Raw genomic sequence first — 19,892 nt, 5'->3', positions numbered from 1 at the left:
GATCGTCTTCATCGTCGGTGGATCCGATACCGATCGGACGAACTTGACCGGGCGGATCGGCAGAAAGGATCGACCGCGCGTACTGGCCAGAACGCTTGCGTCCACAAGTCTTCGAGGCGGATGCGAGGGCGAGGACCTGGTCGTAGGCACGGTGTCGCGCCCGTCGCCAGCTCTCCGATCGATCGGAACGGCAGTGCGACCACCAGCGCAACCGACCACGGTATGGCATGTCGTCGGTTCGCCATCGAATCCTTTGCCGTGCGCAGAAGTACTGGCGGTGGCATTCCCGGTCTCCTGTAACGCGCAATTCCTCGCCGCCTATAGCAAGGTGTTCGACTTCCCCCTGCGTCGATCGAGCCCGGTCGGCCCCGGCATCGTCGTGCTGTGCGTCCGGCGGTCGCCGACGGGTGTTGGTCGCGGCCGTAGGCACGGAACCGACGCCGCCGAATCGGCGGCGACCGGGCACCTCGGCCACGCGGCCCGGCTTCGGGTGATGTTGCCTTCCGCACAGAACTGCATAACCGCGGCGCAAGATGGGTACTCTGCAGACCTTTTCCCAACCGGGGCGCACCCTTCGGATCACTATTCGCTAAGGTCCGTAGACGCTCGGGTCATGGTTCTCACATATGCGGCACCGCTTCTGGCTCCATTGCCGAGTTGAAGATGATCGAGCCAGAGAGTGAACTCGCCACCGCATGACCGCCACACGTCGTTCCGCACGTCGCGCCCAGCATTCCCGATCACGCAATCTGCTGTTCTGCCAGTTGCTCACCGCAGCCGTCGACACGTCCTTCGACTCGGTCGCGCTCCGGTTCAATCCGACCGGCGATCCCGCCGATCAGCGCGAACTCAGCTACCGCGAGCTGGACGATGAATCCTCGCGGCTGGCCCGTCACTTGATCGGGTACGGCGTCGGCCCAGGAGATTACGTCGCGGTGGCCATCACCCGGTCGGTCGAGTCGGTGTTGACGGTGTGGGCCGTCGCGAAGACGGGCGCCGCCTATGTCCCGGTCGATCCGACCTACCCGGCGGACCGCATCGCGCACATGATCTCGGACTCCGGCGTCGCGCTCGGGGTCACCACCTCCGCGCACCGACCCGCTCTGCCGGCCACCGCGATCGATTGGATCGAGCTCGATGATCCGGTACACCGGGAACGGATCGCCGCCGCGCCCGCGCACCCGGTCTCCTATCTGGATCGGCTCCGCCCGCTGACCGACCAGCACATCGCGTACGTCATCTACACCTCCGGTTCGACAGGTAGGCCGAAGGGCGTGACGGTGACCCACGCGGGCCTGGCGGGACTGGTCAAGTCCGAGATCGCCCGCCGTGCGGTGACGCGAGAGTCCCGAGTCACCCACCTGTGCACGCCGAGCTTCGATTTCTCCGTGATCGAGATGCTGCTCGCGTTCTCCGCCGGTGCGGCGCTGGTCGTGGCGCCTCCCACGGTGTTCGGCGGCGTCGAGCTGGCCGATCTGTTGCGACGTGAGCGAGTCACACACCTGTGCATCACGCCTGGCGCATTGGAATCGGTCGACCCGGCCGGGCTGGACGACTTGCGGGCCATCCTGTGCGGCGGTGAGCGGTTGGGTCCCGACCTGGTCTCCCGGTGGGCGCACGAGGATCGGTCCGTCAACAATGTGTACGGCCCGACCGAGACTACGATCTTCGCGACTGTTACCGATGCGCTGCCTCCTGGCGAGCCGACGCACATCGGCACCGCGGTGCCGGGCATGGGCACCTATGTGCTCGACTCACGGTTGCGGACTGTGCCGGTTGGCGTGATCGGCGAGCTGTATCTGTCCGGCCCCGCGCTCGCGCAGGGGTACCTCAGCCGCCCCGGATTGACTGCCGAACGGTTCGTTGCCAATCCGTTCGGTCAGGCGACGGGCGGTACCAACACACGCATGTATCGCACCGGCGACTTGGTGCGGCGCACCTCGGCCGGAGTTCTGGAGTACCACGGCAGGGTCGACTTCCAGGTGAAGATCCGAGGCCTGCGGATCGAACTCGACGAGATCGACAACGCCCTGACCGGTCATCCCGACGTCGACTACGCCGCCACTCTGGGAACGACGTTGCCCTCCGGCATCGAGGCACTGGTGTCATACGTGCTGCCCCGAGTCGAGTCCACTGCGGACCCCGACAGCGGCCGGGTGCCGCTGGACACCACCGAACTGTCCGAATTCCTCGCGAAGACCCTACCCACGTACATGATTCCGGCCGCGATCACGGTACTCGACGAGCTTCCGCTCACGTCGGTCGGCAAACTGGATCGCACCGCGTTGCCGGAACCGGTGCTCACCGCCCGCGAGTTCCACGCACCTACGACACCGACCGAGCGTTTGGTCGCCGACACCTTCGCCGCGCTGTTGCTACCGGCCGGCGACGACGACACCGACCGGGTGGGCACAGACGACGATTTCTTCGAACTCGGCGGCAATTCGCTGATCGCGACGCAAGCCACAGCCCAGCTCGGCGCCGCGCTGCGTGTGCGTGTTCCGGTCGCTCTGCTCTTCGAGGCGCCGACGGTGGCGAAACTGGCCGCCCGCCTGCATGAGCTGACAGATTCGGCCGACACTGCCCCGCGGCCGATGGCGAGACCGGCGCGGGTGCCGCTGTCGTATGCCCAACAACGAATGTGGTTCCTGAATCGATTCGACCCGACCAGCGCGAACAACAACATTCCGCTGGCGATACGGCTCAGCGGACAGCTGGACGTAGCGGCACTACGCGCAGCGATCCGGGATCTGGTCGGACGGCATGAGGTGCTGCGGACCAGTTACCCGGAGTACGACGGCGCAGGCAGCCAATGGGTGCACTCCGTTTCCGACCCGGACGCGGTGCCAGAACTTCCAGTATTCGATGTCACCCCGTACGAGCTACCCGCACGCACCGTGGCTGCGGTGATCGAGGGCTTCGATGTCACGGCCGCGCCGCCGATCCGGCTGCAATTGCTGCGCTCGAGCGAGACCGAGCATGTGTTGGTGTGCGTGGTCCATCACATCGCCGGAGACGGATCCTCCATGAGCCCACTGAGCCGCGACCTGATGGCCGCCTACTCGGCGAGGGTGACCGGTTCGGCCCCGACCTGGAAGCCGCTGCCGTTGCACTACGCGGACTACACGCTGTGGCAACGCGAGATGCTCGGCGACGAGCAAGACCCGAGTTCGCTCCTCGCCCGACAGATCAGGTTCTGGCGGGAACGGTTGGCCGATCTCCCGGAGAGACTGGACCTGCCCGCCGACCGCCCACGTCCTTCCGTGTTCTCCGGCCGCGGCGCCGCGTACGAATTCCAGATCGACGCGCCGGTACACGAGGCGCTGAACCGGCTTGCGCACCGGCACGACGCCACGTTGTTCATGGTCGTACACGCTGCATTCGCGTTGCTGCTCGGGCGGTTGACCGACACCCGCGACATCACGATCGGTACGCCCGTGGCTGGCCGCGGCGATGCCACGGTGAGCGATCTGATCGGCATGTTCGTCAACACCCTTGCCCTGCGCACCGAGATCGATCCCGGCCGCACCTTCGCGGAGCTGCTCGACCACGTGCGCAGTCGCGATATCGAAGCGCTCGGCCACGCCGACGTACCATTCGAACGACTGGTGGAACTACTCGACCCGGTGCGGTCGAGCGCCCATCATCCGCTGTTCCAGGTGATGCTGACTTTCCAGAATTTCGCGCCTACAGCGCTGGAACTACCGTCGCTGACCGTCTCCGCGTTCGACCTGGCGGTGCCCTTGGCCAAGTTCGATCTCGAGCTGACCATGGTGCCGCGCGAGGACGACCGAACACCGCTCGGCATATCAGCTGCGTTCACCTACGCCACCGACCTTTTCGACGAGGCGACGGTTGCGGGATTCGCCCGACGGCTGTCCCGGATCCTTACGGCCTTGGCCGATTCGGTCGATCGTGCGGTGGGCGAGATCGACCTGCTCGAACCCGCGGAACGCACTGCGATCCTGGTCGACTGGAACAACACCCGGCACCCGATCTCCGCGGGTCTGGTACTCGACGGCTACCGGCGGTCGGTGGCGCAGCATCCGGACGTCGTCGCGATCGCGTACGCGGACTCCGAGCTGACCTATCGCGAAATGGACGAGCGGGTCAACCAACTCGCGAGGTTGCTGATCGACAACGGTGTCGGCGCGGAATCGTTGGTGGGATTGGCGGTTCGGCGTTCGTTCGACCTCGTGATCGGCATGTACGCGATCATCACGGCCGGTGGCGCGTATGTGCCATTGGACCCGGATCACCCCGCCGAGCGGATCGCCCACGTCCTCGATACCGCGCAACCGGTCTGTGTGCTGACCACGACCGCCGACGCTGTGCCGGTACCGGCCGACATTGCGGTGCTCTACCTCGACACGGTCGAGACAGACCTGAGGTCGGGCGCGCCGATCCGTGCCGACGAACTGCTGCGCTCGGTCCGGCCGGACCATCCTGCTTACGTGATCTTCACTTCGGGTTCGACCGGGCGGCCGAAAGGCGTGGCGATTTCGCACCGGGCGATCGACAACCAGATCGAGTGGATGCTGGCGCAGTATCCCATGGGTCCGGAAGATGTGTACCTCCAGAAGACCGCGACCACATTCGACGTTTCACTGTGGGGCTACTTCATGCCGCTGCGGGCGGGCGCGAAGCTGGTCGTCGCCGACCACGACGGGCACCGCGACCCGGCCTACCTCGTCGAAACCATCACCACGCACGGTGTCACCGTCACCGATTTCGTCCCTTCGATGCTTATGGTGCTCGCCGCCAACGTGGCTGCCGGAACCATTGCGACACTGCGGAATCTGTTCGTGATCGGGGAGGCGCTGCCGCCGGAGACCGTGCGCGCGGTCCGCTCCGTCACCGATGCGCAAGTGCATAACCTGTACGGTCCCACCGAGGCCGCGGTCTCGGTCACCTACTGGCCCGCGGGGGCGGCCGAGGGATCGACAGTACCGATCGGCAGGCCACAGTGGAATACCCAGGTCTACGTGTTGGATTCGCGTCTGCGGCCGGTGCCCGCCGGGTCGCCCGGGGAGCTGTATCTCGCTGGTGATCAGTTGGCCCGCGGCTACGTGCGGCAGGCAGCGCAAACCGCTGGACGGTTCGTCGCGAACCCGTTCGACAGCGGAACCAGAATGTACCGCACCGGCGATCTGGTGATCTGGCGCGCACCGAGCGCGGAGAAGCCGCAACGGCTCGACTACCTCGGCCGCACCGATTTTCAGGTGAAGTTCCGCGGCCAACGAATCGAGCTGGGCGAGATCGAGACCGCGCTGCTCGCGCACCCCACGGTCAGCCAGGCGGTCGCGGCGGTACGGCCCTCGTCCGTCGGAGACCGGCTGGTGGCTTATGTGGTCCCACTACCGGGGCAGGTCGTCGACCAGCAGGAACTGCTGAACACGATAGCCGCGGTTCTCCCTGCGTACATGGTCCCGTCCGCAGTGGTCATGTTGTCGGACCTGCCGCTCAACAGCAGCGGCAAGCTGGATCGTCGAGCGCTGCCAGAGCCGGTGTTCGAAGTCGCGGAGTACCGGCACGCCCGGACGCCTGTCGAGCAAGCGATCGCCCAGGTGTTCGCCGATCTACTCGGTATCGAAAAAGTCGGCGCCGATGACGACTTCTTCGCCCTCGGCGGCAATTCGCTCCTGGCGACACGGGTCGTCGCCAGGCTCAATGAAGCGCTGAACTCACAGGTCACCGTGCGCGATCTGTTCGAGGCAGGCCGTGTTTCCGCACTTGCCACCAGGACGATTCCCGGTGGCGGGACCACCCGCGCGCCACTGGTCCCTTCGGTACGGCCCGACCGCATCCCACTCTCGCTCGCACAGCAGCGGATGTGGGTGCTCAACCGCATCGAGCCGGACTCCCCCGCCTACAACATGCCGTTCGCCATCCGGCTGTCCGGCGCACTCGACCTGCCCGCGCTACGACACGCAGTCTGCGATGTGCTCGAGCGCCACGAAGCGCTACGCACCCGGTTTCCCGCCGATCACGACGAACTGCCGTATCAGGAGATTCTGTCGGTAGGCGCGGCGCTCCCTGATGGACTCGCGGTCGAATACGACACCACCAATGTCCTGGGCACCGTAGCCGGACTGATGTCAGCCGGCTTCGATGTCACCGCGTCCGCGCCTCTGCGCGCGCGCCTGTTCAGCTCCGGCGCCGATCATCTACTCGTCATTGTGGTGCACCATATTTCTGCCGACGGAGCATCACTGGCGCCACTGGCCCGCGACCTGGTGACCGCCTACGTCGCCCGTACCGGAGGCAGTGCACCGACCTGGTCGCCATTGTCGGTGCAGTACGCCGACTTCGCGATCTGGCAGCGCGCCGCCATCGGCGTGGCAGAAGACGCGGATTCTGTTGCCGCACAACAACTGTTGTATTGGCGCGAACAGCTGGCCGGACTCGCCGCACCGCTTGAGTTACCCACGGATCGCCCACGCACGGCGACACTGTCAACGAGCGGCGCGTCTACGGGCGTCACCGTCCCGGCGCAAGTGCACGAGCAACTCCACCAGATCGCACGCGACCACAACGCGACGTTGTTCATGGTGGTGCACGCGGCTCTCGCAGTGTTGCTGGGACGCCTGTCCGGCGGCACGGATATCGTGGTCGGGACACCGATCGCCGGGCGCGGTGAGCAAGCGCTCGACGACCTGGTCGGGATGTTCGTCAATACGCTGGCCCTGCGCGTCGAGGTGGATTCCGCGGCGACCTTCCATGCCGTGGTCGATCGGGCTCGTGAAACGAGCCTTTCGGCCTTCGCCAACGCCGACCTGCCCTTCGAGCGAGTGGTCGAGGAGATCGATCCCGCGCGCACCGGAGCGCGCAACCCGCTCTTCCACGTGATGCTGTCGTTCCAGAACATCGAGCAGCCCACACTGGAGTTACCGGGGCTGTCTGTCACGGCGGTGGATACCGGCGAGATCACCGCCAAGTTCGACCTGCAGGTCATCGTCGAGCCGCGGCTCGACGATGATGGCACCCCCGCGGAACTGGTCGTGGTGTTCACGTATGCCACGGCACTGTTCGACGAATCGACCGTGCGTGCCTTCGGACGACGGTTCGAGCGCATCGTGTCCGCGGTAGCCGCCGACCCCTCGAAAACGGTGTGGGACATCGATATTCTCGACGAGGAAGAGGCTGCCCGCCTGCGCTCCACCGGTCCGGCAGTCCTACAACCGCGCCAGGTCGAACAGTCCGGCGTCGCACTGCTGCCGGATCTGCTGACCGCCGCGGTCGAGGAGAATCCCGACGGTGTCGCGGTGATCTTCGCCGATGGCTCGGCAACGTTGGGGCAGCTGGACTATATCGATCTCGACGAGCAATCCACCCGGCTGGCACGGTTGCTGATCGCGCGCGGAATCGGGCCGGAGGACCTGGTTGCGGTGGGGATCGCTCGATCGCTGGAGTCGGTGCTCGCAGTGTGGGCGATCGCGAAGACGGGCGCGGGATTCGTCCCGGTCGACCCGAACTATCCCCCGGATCGGGTAGCGCATCTGGTCTCGGATTCGCGCGCGGTGCTCGGTCTGACCGTCGACGCTGCGCGCGCCGATCTGCCCGATCAGGTCGACTGGTTGGTGATCGACACCCCCGGATTTGCCAGCCACCTCGACGCCCAACAGGTGGAACCGATTACCGACCGCGACCGACCGCGACAGCTGCGTCCCGAGCATCCGGCTTATGTCATCTACACCTCGGGCTCCACAGGTACGCCGAAGGGCGTGGTGGTCACCCATGCCGGTTTGTCGAGCTTTTGCACGGAGCAGCGCGAACGGTATCGGGTCACCAGCAGTTCGCGCACTCTGCACTTCGCGTCTCCGTCCTTCGACGCATCGGTCCTGGAGTTACTGCTCGCAGTCGGCGGCGCGGCGACGATGGTGGCTGCCGCGCCTACCGTCTACGGGGGTGCCGATTTGACCGAGCTGCTGCGGCGCGAGCGGGTGACGCATGCCTTTGTCACTCCCGCGGCGCTGGCCTCGATGGACCCCGCCGGACTGGACCGGCTCCGGGTGGTGATCTCCGGGGGTGAGGACTGCCCGCCGGAACTGATGCGGCGCTGGGTGCAGCCGATCTCCGGCAAGCGGACCCGCGAGTTCTACAACGGCTACGGGCCTACCGAGACCACGATCATGACCAATATCAGCGATCCGCTGTCCCCCGACGAGCCGGTGACCATCGGCGGTCCCATCCGGGGGATGCGCGCGCTGGTGCTCGACGGCAGGCTGCACCCGGTTCCCGAAGGTGTTGCCGGAGAACTCTATCTCGGTGGCGGCCAGCTGGCTCGCGGGTACCACAGCCGTCCCGCACTCACCGCGTCTCGCTTTGTCGCCGACCCTTATGGTGCGCCAGGTGCGCGGCTCTACCGCACCGGCGATCTCGTGCGTCGACGCCGAATCAATGGGTCGACCGTGCTGGACTACCTCGGCCGCAACGACTTCCAGGTCAAGGTGCGTGGTTTCCGCGTCGAACTCGGCGAGATCGACGCCGCACTGGCCGCCCGACCGGATATCGACTTCGCCGTCACCGTCGGGCGTGAATCGGGTTCCGGCGCGACGATACTCGTGTCCTATGTACTGCCCACGCCGGATGCGACTGTCGACACCGCGGCGATCGTCGATGATCTCAGCCGGTCACTGCCCTCGCATATGCTGCCGACGGCCGTCGTCGTGCTCGACGAGATCCCGCTGACGCCGGTCGGCAAGCTGGACCGGCGCGCGTTGCCGGAGCCACGGCTGCAGACCGCACGGTTCCGACCGCCGTCAGGTCGTCTCGAACAGGCTGTCGCCGAGGTGTTCACCGAACTGCTCCGCCCCACCCGGACGCTCGGCGCCGACGACGACTTCTTCCAGCTCGGCGGGAACTCACTGATCGCGACTCAGGTCGCGGCGCGGCTCGGGGCCGCGCTCGACACCCAGCTGCCGGTTCGGCTGCTTTTCGAAGCGTCTACGGTCGCGGCGCTCGCCGCGCGGATGTCCGAGTACGCCGACATGGGAGATCGCAGGCCACTGACGGCACATCGACGGCCCGAACACATTCCGTTGTCATCGGCACAGCAGCGGATGTGGTTCCTCAACCAGTTCGATACCCGATCGGCGGCCTATAACGTGCCGATCGCTGTGCGGCTCACCGGAGCCCTCGACGTTGCCGCGCTGCGTGCCGCCGTCACGGACGTGGTGGGCAGGCATGAGATCCTTCGCACGGTCTACCCCCGGTTCGAACAGGGGCCCGCGCAGGTGATCCTCCCGCTCGAGCAGGCGGCACCGCGGTTCGATGACCAGGTCGTGACACCCGAGGACGTCGAATCCGCGGTGACCACACTGATTTCGACCACTTTCGACGTCACGGCCGAAGTCCCGCTCGCGGCCGCACTGTTCCGGATCGCCCAGGAAGACGCCACGGCGCCCGCCGAGTATGTGCTGGCCATGGTGGTGCACCACATCTCCGGTGACGGCTCCTCGATCCGGCCGCTGACCAGGGACCTGATGACCGCGTATGCCGCGCGGGCGGCGGGGCAGGCGCCGGACTGGACGCCGCTGCCGGTGCAGTATGCCGACTACAGCGTCTGGCAACGCGAACTCCTCGGTGACGAGAGCGACCCGAATTCCCTGGCCGCCGAGCAGATCGCGTACTGGCAGCGGAGCCTGGCCGGGCTGCCCGATCAGCTGGACTTGCCGACCGACCGGCCGCGTCCGGCCGTGCAGTCCTTCGCAGGCGGCAAAGTGGATGTGCGCGTCGACGCCGCGACCCATCAGGCCCTGGTCGATCTGGCCCGCGACCACAACGCGACCTTGTTCATGGTGGTCCACACCGCGCTCGCGGTACTGCTTGCGCGACTCGCGCAGACCGACGACATCGCCATCGGCACCCCGATCGCAGGCCGCGGCGAGGCAGTACTGGACGACCTGATCGGCATGTTTGTCAACACCTTGGTCTTCCGCACGCGGATCGATGCCGGCGAGCCATTCACCGAACTCCTGGCCCGCCAGCGTGATAGTGATATTCAGGCGTTCGCCAACGCCGATGTGCCGTTCGAGCGGCTGGTCGAGGTGCTCAACCCGGTCCGCTCCACCGCGCGGCATCCGCTGTTCCAGGTCGGGTTGTCGTTCCAGAACCTGACCAAAGCCGCCCTGGAATTGCCGGGGCTTGTGGTGTCGGACGTCGGCCTCGACACCGGACTCTCGCAGTTCGACCTGCACCTGATCGTTGCCGACAACTACGACGAGTCGGGCGCGGCGGCAGGTATCAGTGGGTTGCTCACCTACGCCGACGCCCTCTTCGACTCCTCGTCGGCGGACACCATCGCGACCCGATTCTCCCGGTTCCTGGAGGCAGTCGCGGCGGCCCCCAAGACCGCGGTCGGGGAGATCGAGATCCTGGCCCCAGCCGAGCGCGCGGACATCGTGGTCCGGCGCAACGCCACCGATCGTCAGGTCGATACCGCAGCGACGCTGGTGTCGCTGCTCGACACCACTGTGGCCAAATCCGCGGAGGTCATCGCCGTAGTCGCCGATACGCCGGACGGCACCACCGAACTGACCTATGGCGAACTGGATGCCCGGGTGAATCGGCTCGCTCGCCTTTTGATTTCGCTCGGTGTTGGTCCGGAATCTCGGGTGGCGCTGGCGTTGCGGCGTTCGGTGGATCTGGTGATCGCGATGTACGCGGTGGCAAAGGCAGGCGGTGCGTATGTGCCGGTCGATCCGGATCAGCCTGCCGAACGCCTCGGCTACATCATGGCGGCGGTGGCTCCGCTGTGCGTGCTCACGCACACCGGAGCCGAATTCACCACGACATCGGCACCGTTGGTGTCGTTGGACGATCTCGACCTCGGCGGGATCGACGACGCCCCGCTCACCGATGCCGACCGGACGGCGCCACTACTGCCCCAGCACACCGCGTATGTGATCTTCACATCCGGATCGACCGGCCACCCCAAGGGCGTAGCCGTTTCGCATTCGGCGATCACAAACCAAATGCTCTGGAAGATCACCGAATTCGGCCTCGACGCCGCCGATGCGGTGCTGCTGAAAACCGCCGCCACCTTCGATCTGTCGGTGTGGGAGTTCTGGACCGCCGCGGCCTGCGGTGGTCGGCTGGTGATCGCCGCCCCGGACGGGCACCGTGATCCGACCTACCTCGATGATCTGATGGCGCGGGAATGGGTGACAACCCTGCACGCCGTACCGTCCATGCTCGACGGGCTGCTCACCGCCGGTCTGCCCGATTCGCTGTGGCGAGTCCTGGCCATCGGAGAGGAACTGCCCATCGCGCTCGCTGAGCGGTTCCAGCGGGAGCATCCGCGCATCGAATTGTTCAACCTCTACGGCCCCACCGAGGCGGCGGTGTCCATCACCAGCCATCGGGTCACCGCAGCCGACCAGGTCGTGGTCCCGATCGGTGTACCCGCATGGAATAGCCGGACATATGTGCTCGACGGTCGGCTACGGCCGGTGCCCGACGGTGTCGTCGGTGAACTGTATCTGACCGGCGCACAGGTCGCGCGTGGGTACTTCGGGCAGGTTGAGCTGACCGCGGGGCGGTTCGTCGCCGACCCGTTCGGGTCCGGCGAACGCATGTACCGCACCGGCGACTTGGCCGTGTGGAACGCCACCGGCGAGCTGGAGTACCGCGGACGTAGCGACTTCCAGGTCAAGATCCGGGGCTTCCGCATCGAGCCCGGCGAGATCGAAGCCGCCCTCCTGGCACTACCGGAGATCGCACAGACGGTCGTGACCGCGCAATCCGACCCCCGGACCGGTGATCGTCTGGTCGCCTATCTGGTGGCTCCCGACAGCACCGCGAGTATTGATGTGGCACAAGTGAAATCGTCGCTGAGTGCGGCGCTGCCGTCGTACTTGGTGCCGTCGGCGTTTGTCGTGCTGGACGCATTGCCTTTGACCGTCAACGGCAAACTCGACCGCGCCGCACTGCCGGAACCAGATGTCACGGCCAGGGAATTCCGGGCGCCCTCGACACCCATCGAAGAGATCATCGCGGGCATCTACATCGAGGTGCTCGGCGTCGACCGTGCCGGCGCCGACGACGACTTCTTCGCTCTCGGCGGCAACTCGCTGTTGGCCACCCAGGTCGCGGCACGCATCGGTGCCGCACTGGAGACCACGGTGCCGGTGCGCGCCCTGTTCGAAGCGTCCACGGTCGCCGGGCTCGCGGTGCTCGCCGAACAGCACGTGGGCGTCGGCAGCCGCCGCGCGCTGGTGGCAGGTCCGCGACCGGAACAGATTCCGCTGTCGCCGGCTCAGCAGCGGATGTGGTTTCTCAACCAGTTCGACACGTCCTCCGCGGTCGACAACATCCCGGTCGCGGTCCGTCTGACCGGCCGGCTCGACGTATCCGCCCTCCAGCAGGCCGTCATCGACCTTCTGGACAGACACGAGACACTGCGAACCGTCTTCCCGCAAACCCCGGACGGTCCGATCCAGCGAGTACTCGAATCGTCCGACATTCCGATCGACCTCCGGCCGATCCGGGTCATCCCCGCGGATCTCGGCGACGCGATTCGCCGCATCCTCACCGACGGTTTCGACGTCACCATCGAGCTCCCATTCCGCACCGCCCTGTTTCAGCTGTCCGACTCCGAGTTCGTGCTGGTCTTCGTCGCGCACCACATCAGCGCCGACGGATGGTCGATACGACCGCTCACCCGCGACGTGATGCTCGCTTACGCGTCGCGCGCGGCCGGCGCATCACCTGACTGGGTACCACTGCCACTCCAGTACGCGGATTACAGCCTCTGGCAGCGCACTGTGCTCGGCTCCGAAAGTGATCCGGACAGTCGCGTCTCGGCGCAGATCGGCTACTGGCGCGCGGCCCTCGCCGGATTGCCCGAGGAACTGCCACTCCCGACCGACCGAGCCCGGCCAGTGATGCAGTCCTTCGCCGGGGGGCGCGTCCGATTCTCGGTGGACGCCGACCTGTACCGGGCGTTGCGGACCATGGGCCGTGAACAGAACGTGACGCTGTTCATGGTCGTGCACGCGGCCTTTGCGGTGCTGCTGGCACGCCTGTCCGGCACGGACGACATCGCCATCGGCGCTCCCGTGGCTGGACGCGGCGAGCCCGACCTCGACGACATGATCGGCATGTTCGTCAACACACTCGTGCTGCGCACGCAGGTGCCGGGGCGGCTGACCTTCCAGGAACTGCTCGCCCAGACCAGGAGCGCGGACCTTCAGGCATTCGCCCATGCCGAACTGCCCTTCGAACGCCTGGTGGAACTGCTCAACCCGGAGCGCTCGACCGCCAGGCACCCGCTGTTCCAGGTGTCGTTGACCTTCGACAATATGCCCGAGAAGAGCCTCGAACTGCCCGACCTGCGGGTCGAGGCGATCGACTACGAGGTGAAGACCGCAAAATTCGATCTGTCACTGTCCATTCGAGAGAACACCGCGGCACGGGAGGCCGACGAAAACTCCCTCCCCGAAGCAGGGATGTATGCGGAATTCTCGTTCGCCACAGACTTGTTCGATCACGAGACCGTGCAGAGTTTCGCCGATAGGTTCGGCCGAATCCTGGCAGCGGTCGCCGTCGATCCGACAGTGCCCGTCGGCGATATCGATCTGCTCACCCCGTCCGAGCGCACCATCGTGCTGCGCGAATGTACGTCACCCTGCGTTGCCAGCGCCGCGACGACGCTGCCCGAGTTGATCGGCGAACAGGCCAGACGTCGTCCGGGCGCGCCAGCCGTCCGGTTCGACGACGCCACGCTCAGCTTCGGCGCACTCTACCGGCGCGCGAACCAGATCGCCCGTGGGTTGATAGCGGCCGGAGCCGGACCGGAATCCATTGTGGCCGTGGCCGTTGCACGCACCGAAGAACTGCCGGTCGCGTTGCTCGGTGTGCTCCTCGCGGGAGCGGCGTACCTGCCGATAGATCTCGCCTACCCGCCACAGCGACTGGCGTTCGTGCTGGCCGACGCGGCTCCGGTGTGCGTCTTGACCACAGCTGACCAACGCGCCGCCGTCCCGGACACCGAACTGCCGACGGTACTGCTGGAACAGGCAGCGGAATTCGCGGACGGGCCGATCACCGACGCTGACCGGGTGGCGCCACTGCGGCCGGACAATCTCGCTTATGTCATCTACACGTCGGGCTCCACGGGTGTACCGAAGGGCGTCGGGGTGACGCATCGCACCGTAGTGCAACTGTTCACAAATACTCAGTCGCTGTTCGAATTCGACGAGACCGATGTGTGGACGCTGTTCCATTCGTTCGCATTCGACTTCTCGGTATGGGAACTATGGTGCGCGCTCGCGACCGGCGGCAGCGTCGTCGTCGTCGATTACGAGGTGTCACGCTCCCCGGAACTGTTCCGCGAGTTGCTGATCCGCACGCAGGCGACGGTGCTGAACCAGACGCCGTCAGCGTTCTATCAGCTCGTGGCAGCCGACCGGGATATTTCGAATCCGATCGAAGAATTCGCGCTACGGTATGTGATCTTCGGGGGCGAGGCGCTGGATCTACGGCAGTTGCGACGCTGGTACGAACGTCATCCCGTGGACGCGCCGCGGCTGGTCAATATGTACGGCATCACCGAGACCACCGTGCACGTATCCTTCTTGGAACTCGATGAACGCCTGGCGGATCAATCAGCCAGCCTCATCGGCCGGGCCCTGCCCGGACTCGACACTTATGTACTCGACATCCGTTTGCATCCAGCGCCATTCGGCACCCCCGGCGAGATATACGTCGCGGGCAACCAACTGTCCCGGGGCTATCTCGGTCGACCGGGGCTCGCGGCGACGCGATTCGTCGCCAACCCGTTCGGTCCGCCCGGCTCACGGATGTACCGCTCAGGTGACATCGCGCGCTGGGCCCGGTTCGACGGTGCAGCCGGGCTCGCCTACGCCGGGCGCGGCGACCAGCAGGTGCAGTTGCGCGGTTTTCGAATCGAACTCGGGGAAATCGAATCAGCGCTGCTGCGCTGCCCCGGCGTGCGCCAAGCCGTCGCGTTGGTCCGCGCCAGCGCGGCACTCGGCGATCAGCTCGTCGGCTACGTCGTGCCCGCGGTCGGCGCACAGTTGGATTCAGCCGAATTGCGTGACCGAGTAGCCGAGTTCCTGACCGGCTACATGGTGCCCGCCGCGATCGTGGTGATCGACAGCATGCCGTTGACTCCCAATGGCAAACTCGACCGTCGCGCACTGCCCGAACCCGAGTTCCGAGCACGCGGATTCCGTGCGCCCACCACCCCTGTCGAGGCATCCGTGGCCACCGCATTCGCCGAGGTGCTCGGCGTCGATCGCTTCGGCATGGACGACAATTTCTTCGAGCGCGGCGGAAACTCGCTGATCGCAGCGAAGTTGTCCGCTCAGCTGTCGTCGGTGCTGGGCACGAAGGTTCCGGTGATGCGGGTGTTCACCGCACCGACTCCCAGCGAGTTCCTTGCGGATCTGGCCCGCCGCGCGGACGGTACGGTCGAATCCGAGGCGGCCTTCGATATGCTCTTGCCGCTGCGCACCAAGGGCTCGGCCGCGCCGCTGTTCTGTATTCACCCGGTATCAGGAATCTCCTGGTCGTACGCAGGTCTCGCTGCCTACCTGGATTCGGACCGACCCATATACGGCGTGCAAACGCCCGTGCTTGCCACGGATGCGACGCTGCCCGACTCGATAGAAGAATGGGCAGCTCAGTACCTGGAACTGATCCGCTCGATACAACCGAACGGGCCATACCATCTGCTCGCCTGGTCGTTCGGCGGGGTCATCGCACACGAAATCGCAGTGCAGCTACAGCGCGCCGGAGAACACGTCGCGGCGCTCGCTGTGATGGACAGCTATATGGCGGACCCACCCGGAACAGCCGCAAGCGATGCCGGGCAAGTGCCGGTGGCCGAACTGATCGGTGGGCTGCTCGGCGAGCTGGCCGGCAATCTCGGCAACGTGTCGGATGTGGATTGGACCGCACTCCCCCAGCTGCTCACCGAGCTTCCGGAACCGTTCGCCTCCTTCGGCGCCGACCGGGTTAGTCGAGTACTCGACGCGGCAGTGCATTCGGTGATTCTGCGCGGCGCCTACAACCCCCCGACCTACCGTGGCGACGTCATCTACTTCACCGCTGCCCTCGACGACCCGACCGGTAGCGTCGGCGCGTCGATCTGGAGTGAAATCGTCGACGGCACGGTACACAACCACGCCGTGTCGACTACGCACTGGCAGATGACGGTGGCTTCGGGACTCGCCCAGATCGCCGACGTGCTTACCGAGTTCTGGCGAGACGCCGAGGCGGGCACAGCGTGAACTCCGCTCACCGATCTCACCGAAAATCGGTGTGAGAAACACCGGAGGTGGTGTCGAGCGCGCCACCTCCGGCATCGCGGGGCGCGGCGTCTGGGGTTTCGGACCGGTAAGGGTCATACGGCTGCGGATAGTTCGCGGAGCCGGCACCATTGAGCCATGGTGACGACATCGAACTCGGCTGATACCAAGACCTTTCGCATGATGAGGGCGTCAGCCTACTAGACGCGTTCGGTACGGCATCCACCCGATGATGGGTGACAGGCGCAACGATCCCCGGCGGAAGGACATCATGACAACCAGCCGAATTTCCGGACCAGTCGACGAGGTCATCCGGCGGATGCGCGCCATCAAAGACGAGCTCGATCCACGGGACGGAGTCGCGAGCTTCAATAATATGTATCTGCGCGTCACCGAACTGGTGGGCCAGCAGATCACTGAAGGATTCTTCACGGACTCCGAATTCGTCGAACGTCTCGATGTGATCTTCGCACAGCTGTATTTCGACGCGGTCGACGCCGCCAAGCTCGGCAAGCGACCCAACACGGTCTGGAAACCGGTGTTCGATTCCCGGTCCAACCGCACCGTGTGGCCATTGCAGTTCGCGCTGGCGGGCATGAACGCCCATATCAACCACGATTTGGCAATCGCTGTGGTCAAGACCTGCAAGGAGCGAGCCACCACACCCGACACCGACCCGGTGCATGCCGACTACCTCAGAGTCAACGAATTGCTCGCCAAAATCGAGGCGGAGGTCCGGGCGGAATACGAGCCCGCGCTGTTCGCGCTGGCCACCAAGGATGCCGAGACACTCAAACATATCCTGAGCAGTTTCAGCATCGCCGGCGCCCGCGATGCCGCGTGGGCCACCACGAAGGTGCTGTGGATACAGCGCGACAACAGCCTGCTCTTGGCAACGACGCAGCGAGCCCTCGAGGAGTCCGTGGCCACCGCCGGACGAATGCTCGTCACACCGGTTGTTCCGCCACCGGAATAATCGACCGTTCAGTCGAACCGCTGCGAATAGTTCACGGATTCGGCACCATTGTGCCGTGATCACGACACCAAAGTCGGCTGATATCAAGCTCTTCCGTATGGGCGTTCAGCTCAGCATCCATCCAACTGCAGGGGGCAGACGGGCGATCTTCGTGGGGAGGGACATCATGACAACCAGCCGAATTACCGGAACAGCCGAAGGGGCTATCCTGCCGGCGCCTGTGTTCTTCACTCCCACGGCGGAGGCGATCGCCTGGGCGCGCACGCGGATCGGCGGGCCGGAGGCGTCGTTTTCGCTGCTGGCGACTCTGAAGTGTTTGCAGAAGATGCCACAATTCTGCGCGCGCAGCGAGATCCCCGAGGTCGCGGTCGACCATGTGCGCCGATGCTCGGGGTCGTTCGACCCGGCGCTCACCGCGGTCGACTTCACCACCTTCGATCTCGCTGCCTGAAAGCCCGGTCACCGCGTCAAGAAAACTCGATGGATAGGTTGGGCGTTGGCAAGATCATCGCGAAAATGCTGGAGGCAGCCAAACGCCTCACCAATGCGATTCGTGACAAAGCCGGCCCGGAAATAGCGGAAACACACCATACATTCCCGCAGGCGATACGAGACAGCCTCGGTCGGCTCCAGCACGAAGACGAGCGGCGCGCACCCGGGATCGGCAAGATTGTTCCTGATGCACCCACCCACCACAGTGCCGGCGCCGGGCACCCGGAATCCGACGCAGGTGTGCGGCGATCGGTCCACGGGCCGGACCCGACTGCTGAGGATGGATTTCTCGACTTGCCCATCGAGGAGCAGATACGCCGACTCGAGAAAGCGCACGGGATCCGGACCGACGCCGACCGGGCACTCGAAATCAGCCTGTTCATGGAGGACAAGTTTCGCGACATCGCCCTCATCTCCCGACAGACGCGACCGGAAACGATCTTCGACGGGCCCAAGGGGTGGGCGAGCTGGCTCGATGCCCGGCTGTTCGCCAGGAAGCACCTCGATCGTGAGATCTCGATGGACCTCATACAGGAGATTCACCGCAGGCTGCAAATCCGGCACAATCCGGAGCTTGCCGGGAAGATGCAAGCGGGCTGGAAGCTGGGAATAGGTCGTCTACCTCGGCCATTGTCACGGCACGAGTTGGCCGCCATCGAGGAGAACCCACTGCTGACTCATATCCCGGGGCCGTTCCGCACTGAACCCCATGGAGTCGTGTTCCAACCAAAAGTCGAGGGCCGGCCCGGCGCACGTGACGTACGCAGGCTGGACGCACCACTCACGGACGAGGAAATCGCCGCCATCAAGAACGATCCTTTGATGGCATATCATCCACCAGGATGGTTCGACGGCCAATACGGCCTCATCCAATTCAGCATCGACCACGGCATGATCATTTACCCTCATTTTGGCAGCGTGGACGGTATGCGCGAATTCCACGAGTCGTTGTGCGACTCGTACAACAGCGCGAGGAGACAACCGGGATTCGACCCGTACCAGCGTGCCGCCGAGTTCCAGAAGCGGTTCGTTTCCGCACATGTCTGGCCGGGCGAGTTTCATGGTCGACATTCACGGGTCCTGATGAATTTCATCTTGGAGCAGGCAGGTAAGCCGCCGAGCGCGGTCGCCGAGTTCGACAACGACTTGTTCACCTCCTCGGCGGAGTGGGGCTACGACGTCGCGGCCGGCGGCGATCGCTACCTACGGTGGCAGGACAAACTCGAACAGTCGGGCGGGAATATCGATCCGGTGGACCTGTTCGATCTGAGGCCGATGATGCAGCGGTATCAGCAGATGGGTGGCGAGCTTTCCCCGTTCACACCGGGAGAGACACATGACATAGTGAAGTATGAGCGGCTGCACGCGCAACTGCGCCCGGGAGCGGACCCTCAACATCCGTAACGTTGAATCATCCGCTACCGAAGCACATCCCGAACTTCGTCGGATTTCGACGATTACCCTCGGAGCCCTTCCCGGCCGTTCGACGCCGTCATCATCGAACCGTCAACAGCAAGCCGGTCTCCGGGTCGCACTAGCGATAGGCCTCTGCCAGCGGGCGCAGGTTCAGCGTGTCCCCGAGTGCGGCTCGAAAGCCCGCCAGCGCCTGAACCTTCACCGCCTGTCCGCTGAGATCGACGATTTTCGCGTCCGGGACAGCCAATGGAACACTGCATTTCCGAACCGACAGGCTCATCGCCGGGAAGATCGAACTGACTGACGGATCCGCAGCACCGCTCCCGTCTGCAACGCCCGAAACGCTCACAGATTCGTAGCAAGTCCCCGGAGCGAAAAGCCACGGGGCGGGGTCGGTACTCCACCGATGCGCACCACCTCGTCGCTCCAGCGGGAGCTTTGAACGGGCCGGCGCAGCAATGGTGGCCCGTCTGCCGTATATCGTCCCCGACGGCCCAGTGGGACCAGAATCGAGAAAAGTCTCGCTAAGACCGTGTCTTATGTGGTTGATTTCGCGAGTTTCTTGTAGCAGGTCAGTGTCGCGGCGAGGGTGAGGAACGCGAGGAAGTGGGTGGTCTTGCGGTCGTAACGGATGTCGAGGTGGTGGTAGCCGGTCAGCCAGGATATCGTGCGTTCGATCACCCACCGGTGGCGGCCGAGGCGCTGGGAGGATTCGATGCCTTTGCCGGCGA

6 protein-coding genes are annotated in these 19,892 nt (G+C 65.2%); 4 read left to right on the top strand and 2 right to left on the bottom strand.

Annotated features, from left to right (window positions below; translation table 11 throughout):
• Positions 1-695: 695 nt before the first annotated feature.
• From AB0B25_RS29010 to AB0B25_RS28995, 4 genes are all read left to right on the top strand, one after another.
• The gene (locus AB0B25_RS29010) at positions 696-16,259 is read left to right on the top strand and encodes an amino acid adenylation domain-containing protein (RefSeq protein WP_357186070.1); all 15,564 of its coding nucleotides are present in this window, start codon (positions 696-698) and stop codon (positions 16,257-16,259) included.
• A gap of 289 nt (positions 16,260-16,548) precedes the next feature.
• Positions 16,549-17,253: a DUF5995 family protein gene (locus AB0B25_RS29005; protein WP_357186067.1), complete on the top strand. Its 705-nt coding sequence runs from the start codon at positions 16,549-16,551 to the stop codon at positions 17,251-17,253.
• A 166-nt stretch (positions 17,254-17,419) separates the two neighbouring features.
• Positions 17,420-17,704, top strand: coding sequence for a hypothetical protein (locus AB0B25_RS29000; protein ID WP_357186064.1), 285 nt, complete (start codon positions 17,420-17,422; stop codon positions 17,702-17,704).
• A gap of 29 nt (positions 17,705-17,733) precedes the next feature.
• Positions 17,734-19,149: a hypothetical protein gene (locus AB0B25_RS28995; protein ID WP_357186061.1), complete on the top strand. Its 1,416-nt coding sequence runs from the start codon at positions 17,734-17,736 to the stop codon at positions 19,147-19,149.
• Between the two features lie 130 nt (positions 19,150-19,279).
• On the opposite strand, the gene AB0B25_RS28990 is transcribed toward AB0B25_RS28995, so the two are convergent.
• Together AB0B25_RS28990 and AB0B25_RS28985 are read right to left on the bottom strand one after the other, a co-directional pair.
• Positions 19,280-19,441 (bottom strand): hypothetical protein, encoded by a 162-nt coding sequence (locus AB0B25_RS28990; RefSeq protein ID WP_357186058.1) that lies wholly within the window; start codon positions 19,439-19,441, stop codon positions 19,280-19,282.
• A 257-nt stretch (positions 19,442-19,698) separates the two neighbouring features.
• The coding region (locus AB0B25_RS28985; protein WP_357186055.1) for a transposase at positions 19,699-19,892 on the bottom strand (194 nt) is incomplete at its 5' end.

This window comes from Nocardia sp. NPDC049190 (assembly GCF_040648115.1).
Classification (GTDB): domain Bacteria; phylum Actinomycetota; class Actinomycetes; order Mycobacteriales; family Mycobacteriaceae; genus Nocardia.
The sequence above is the reverse complement of the archived record's forward strand: the minus strand, read 5'-3'. Positions and strand labels throughout refer to the sequence as shown.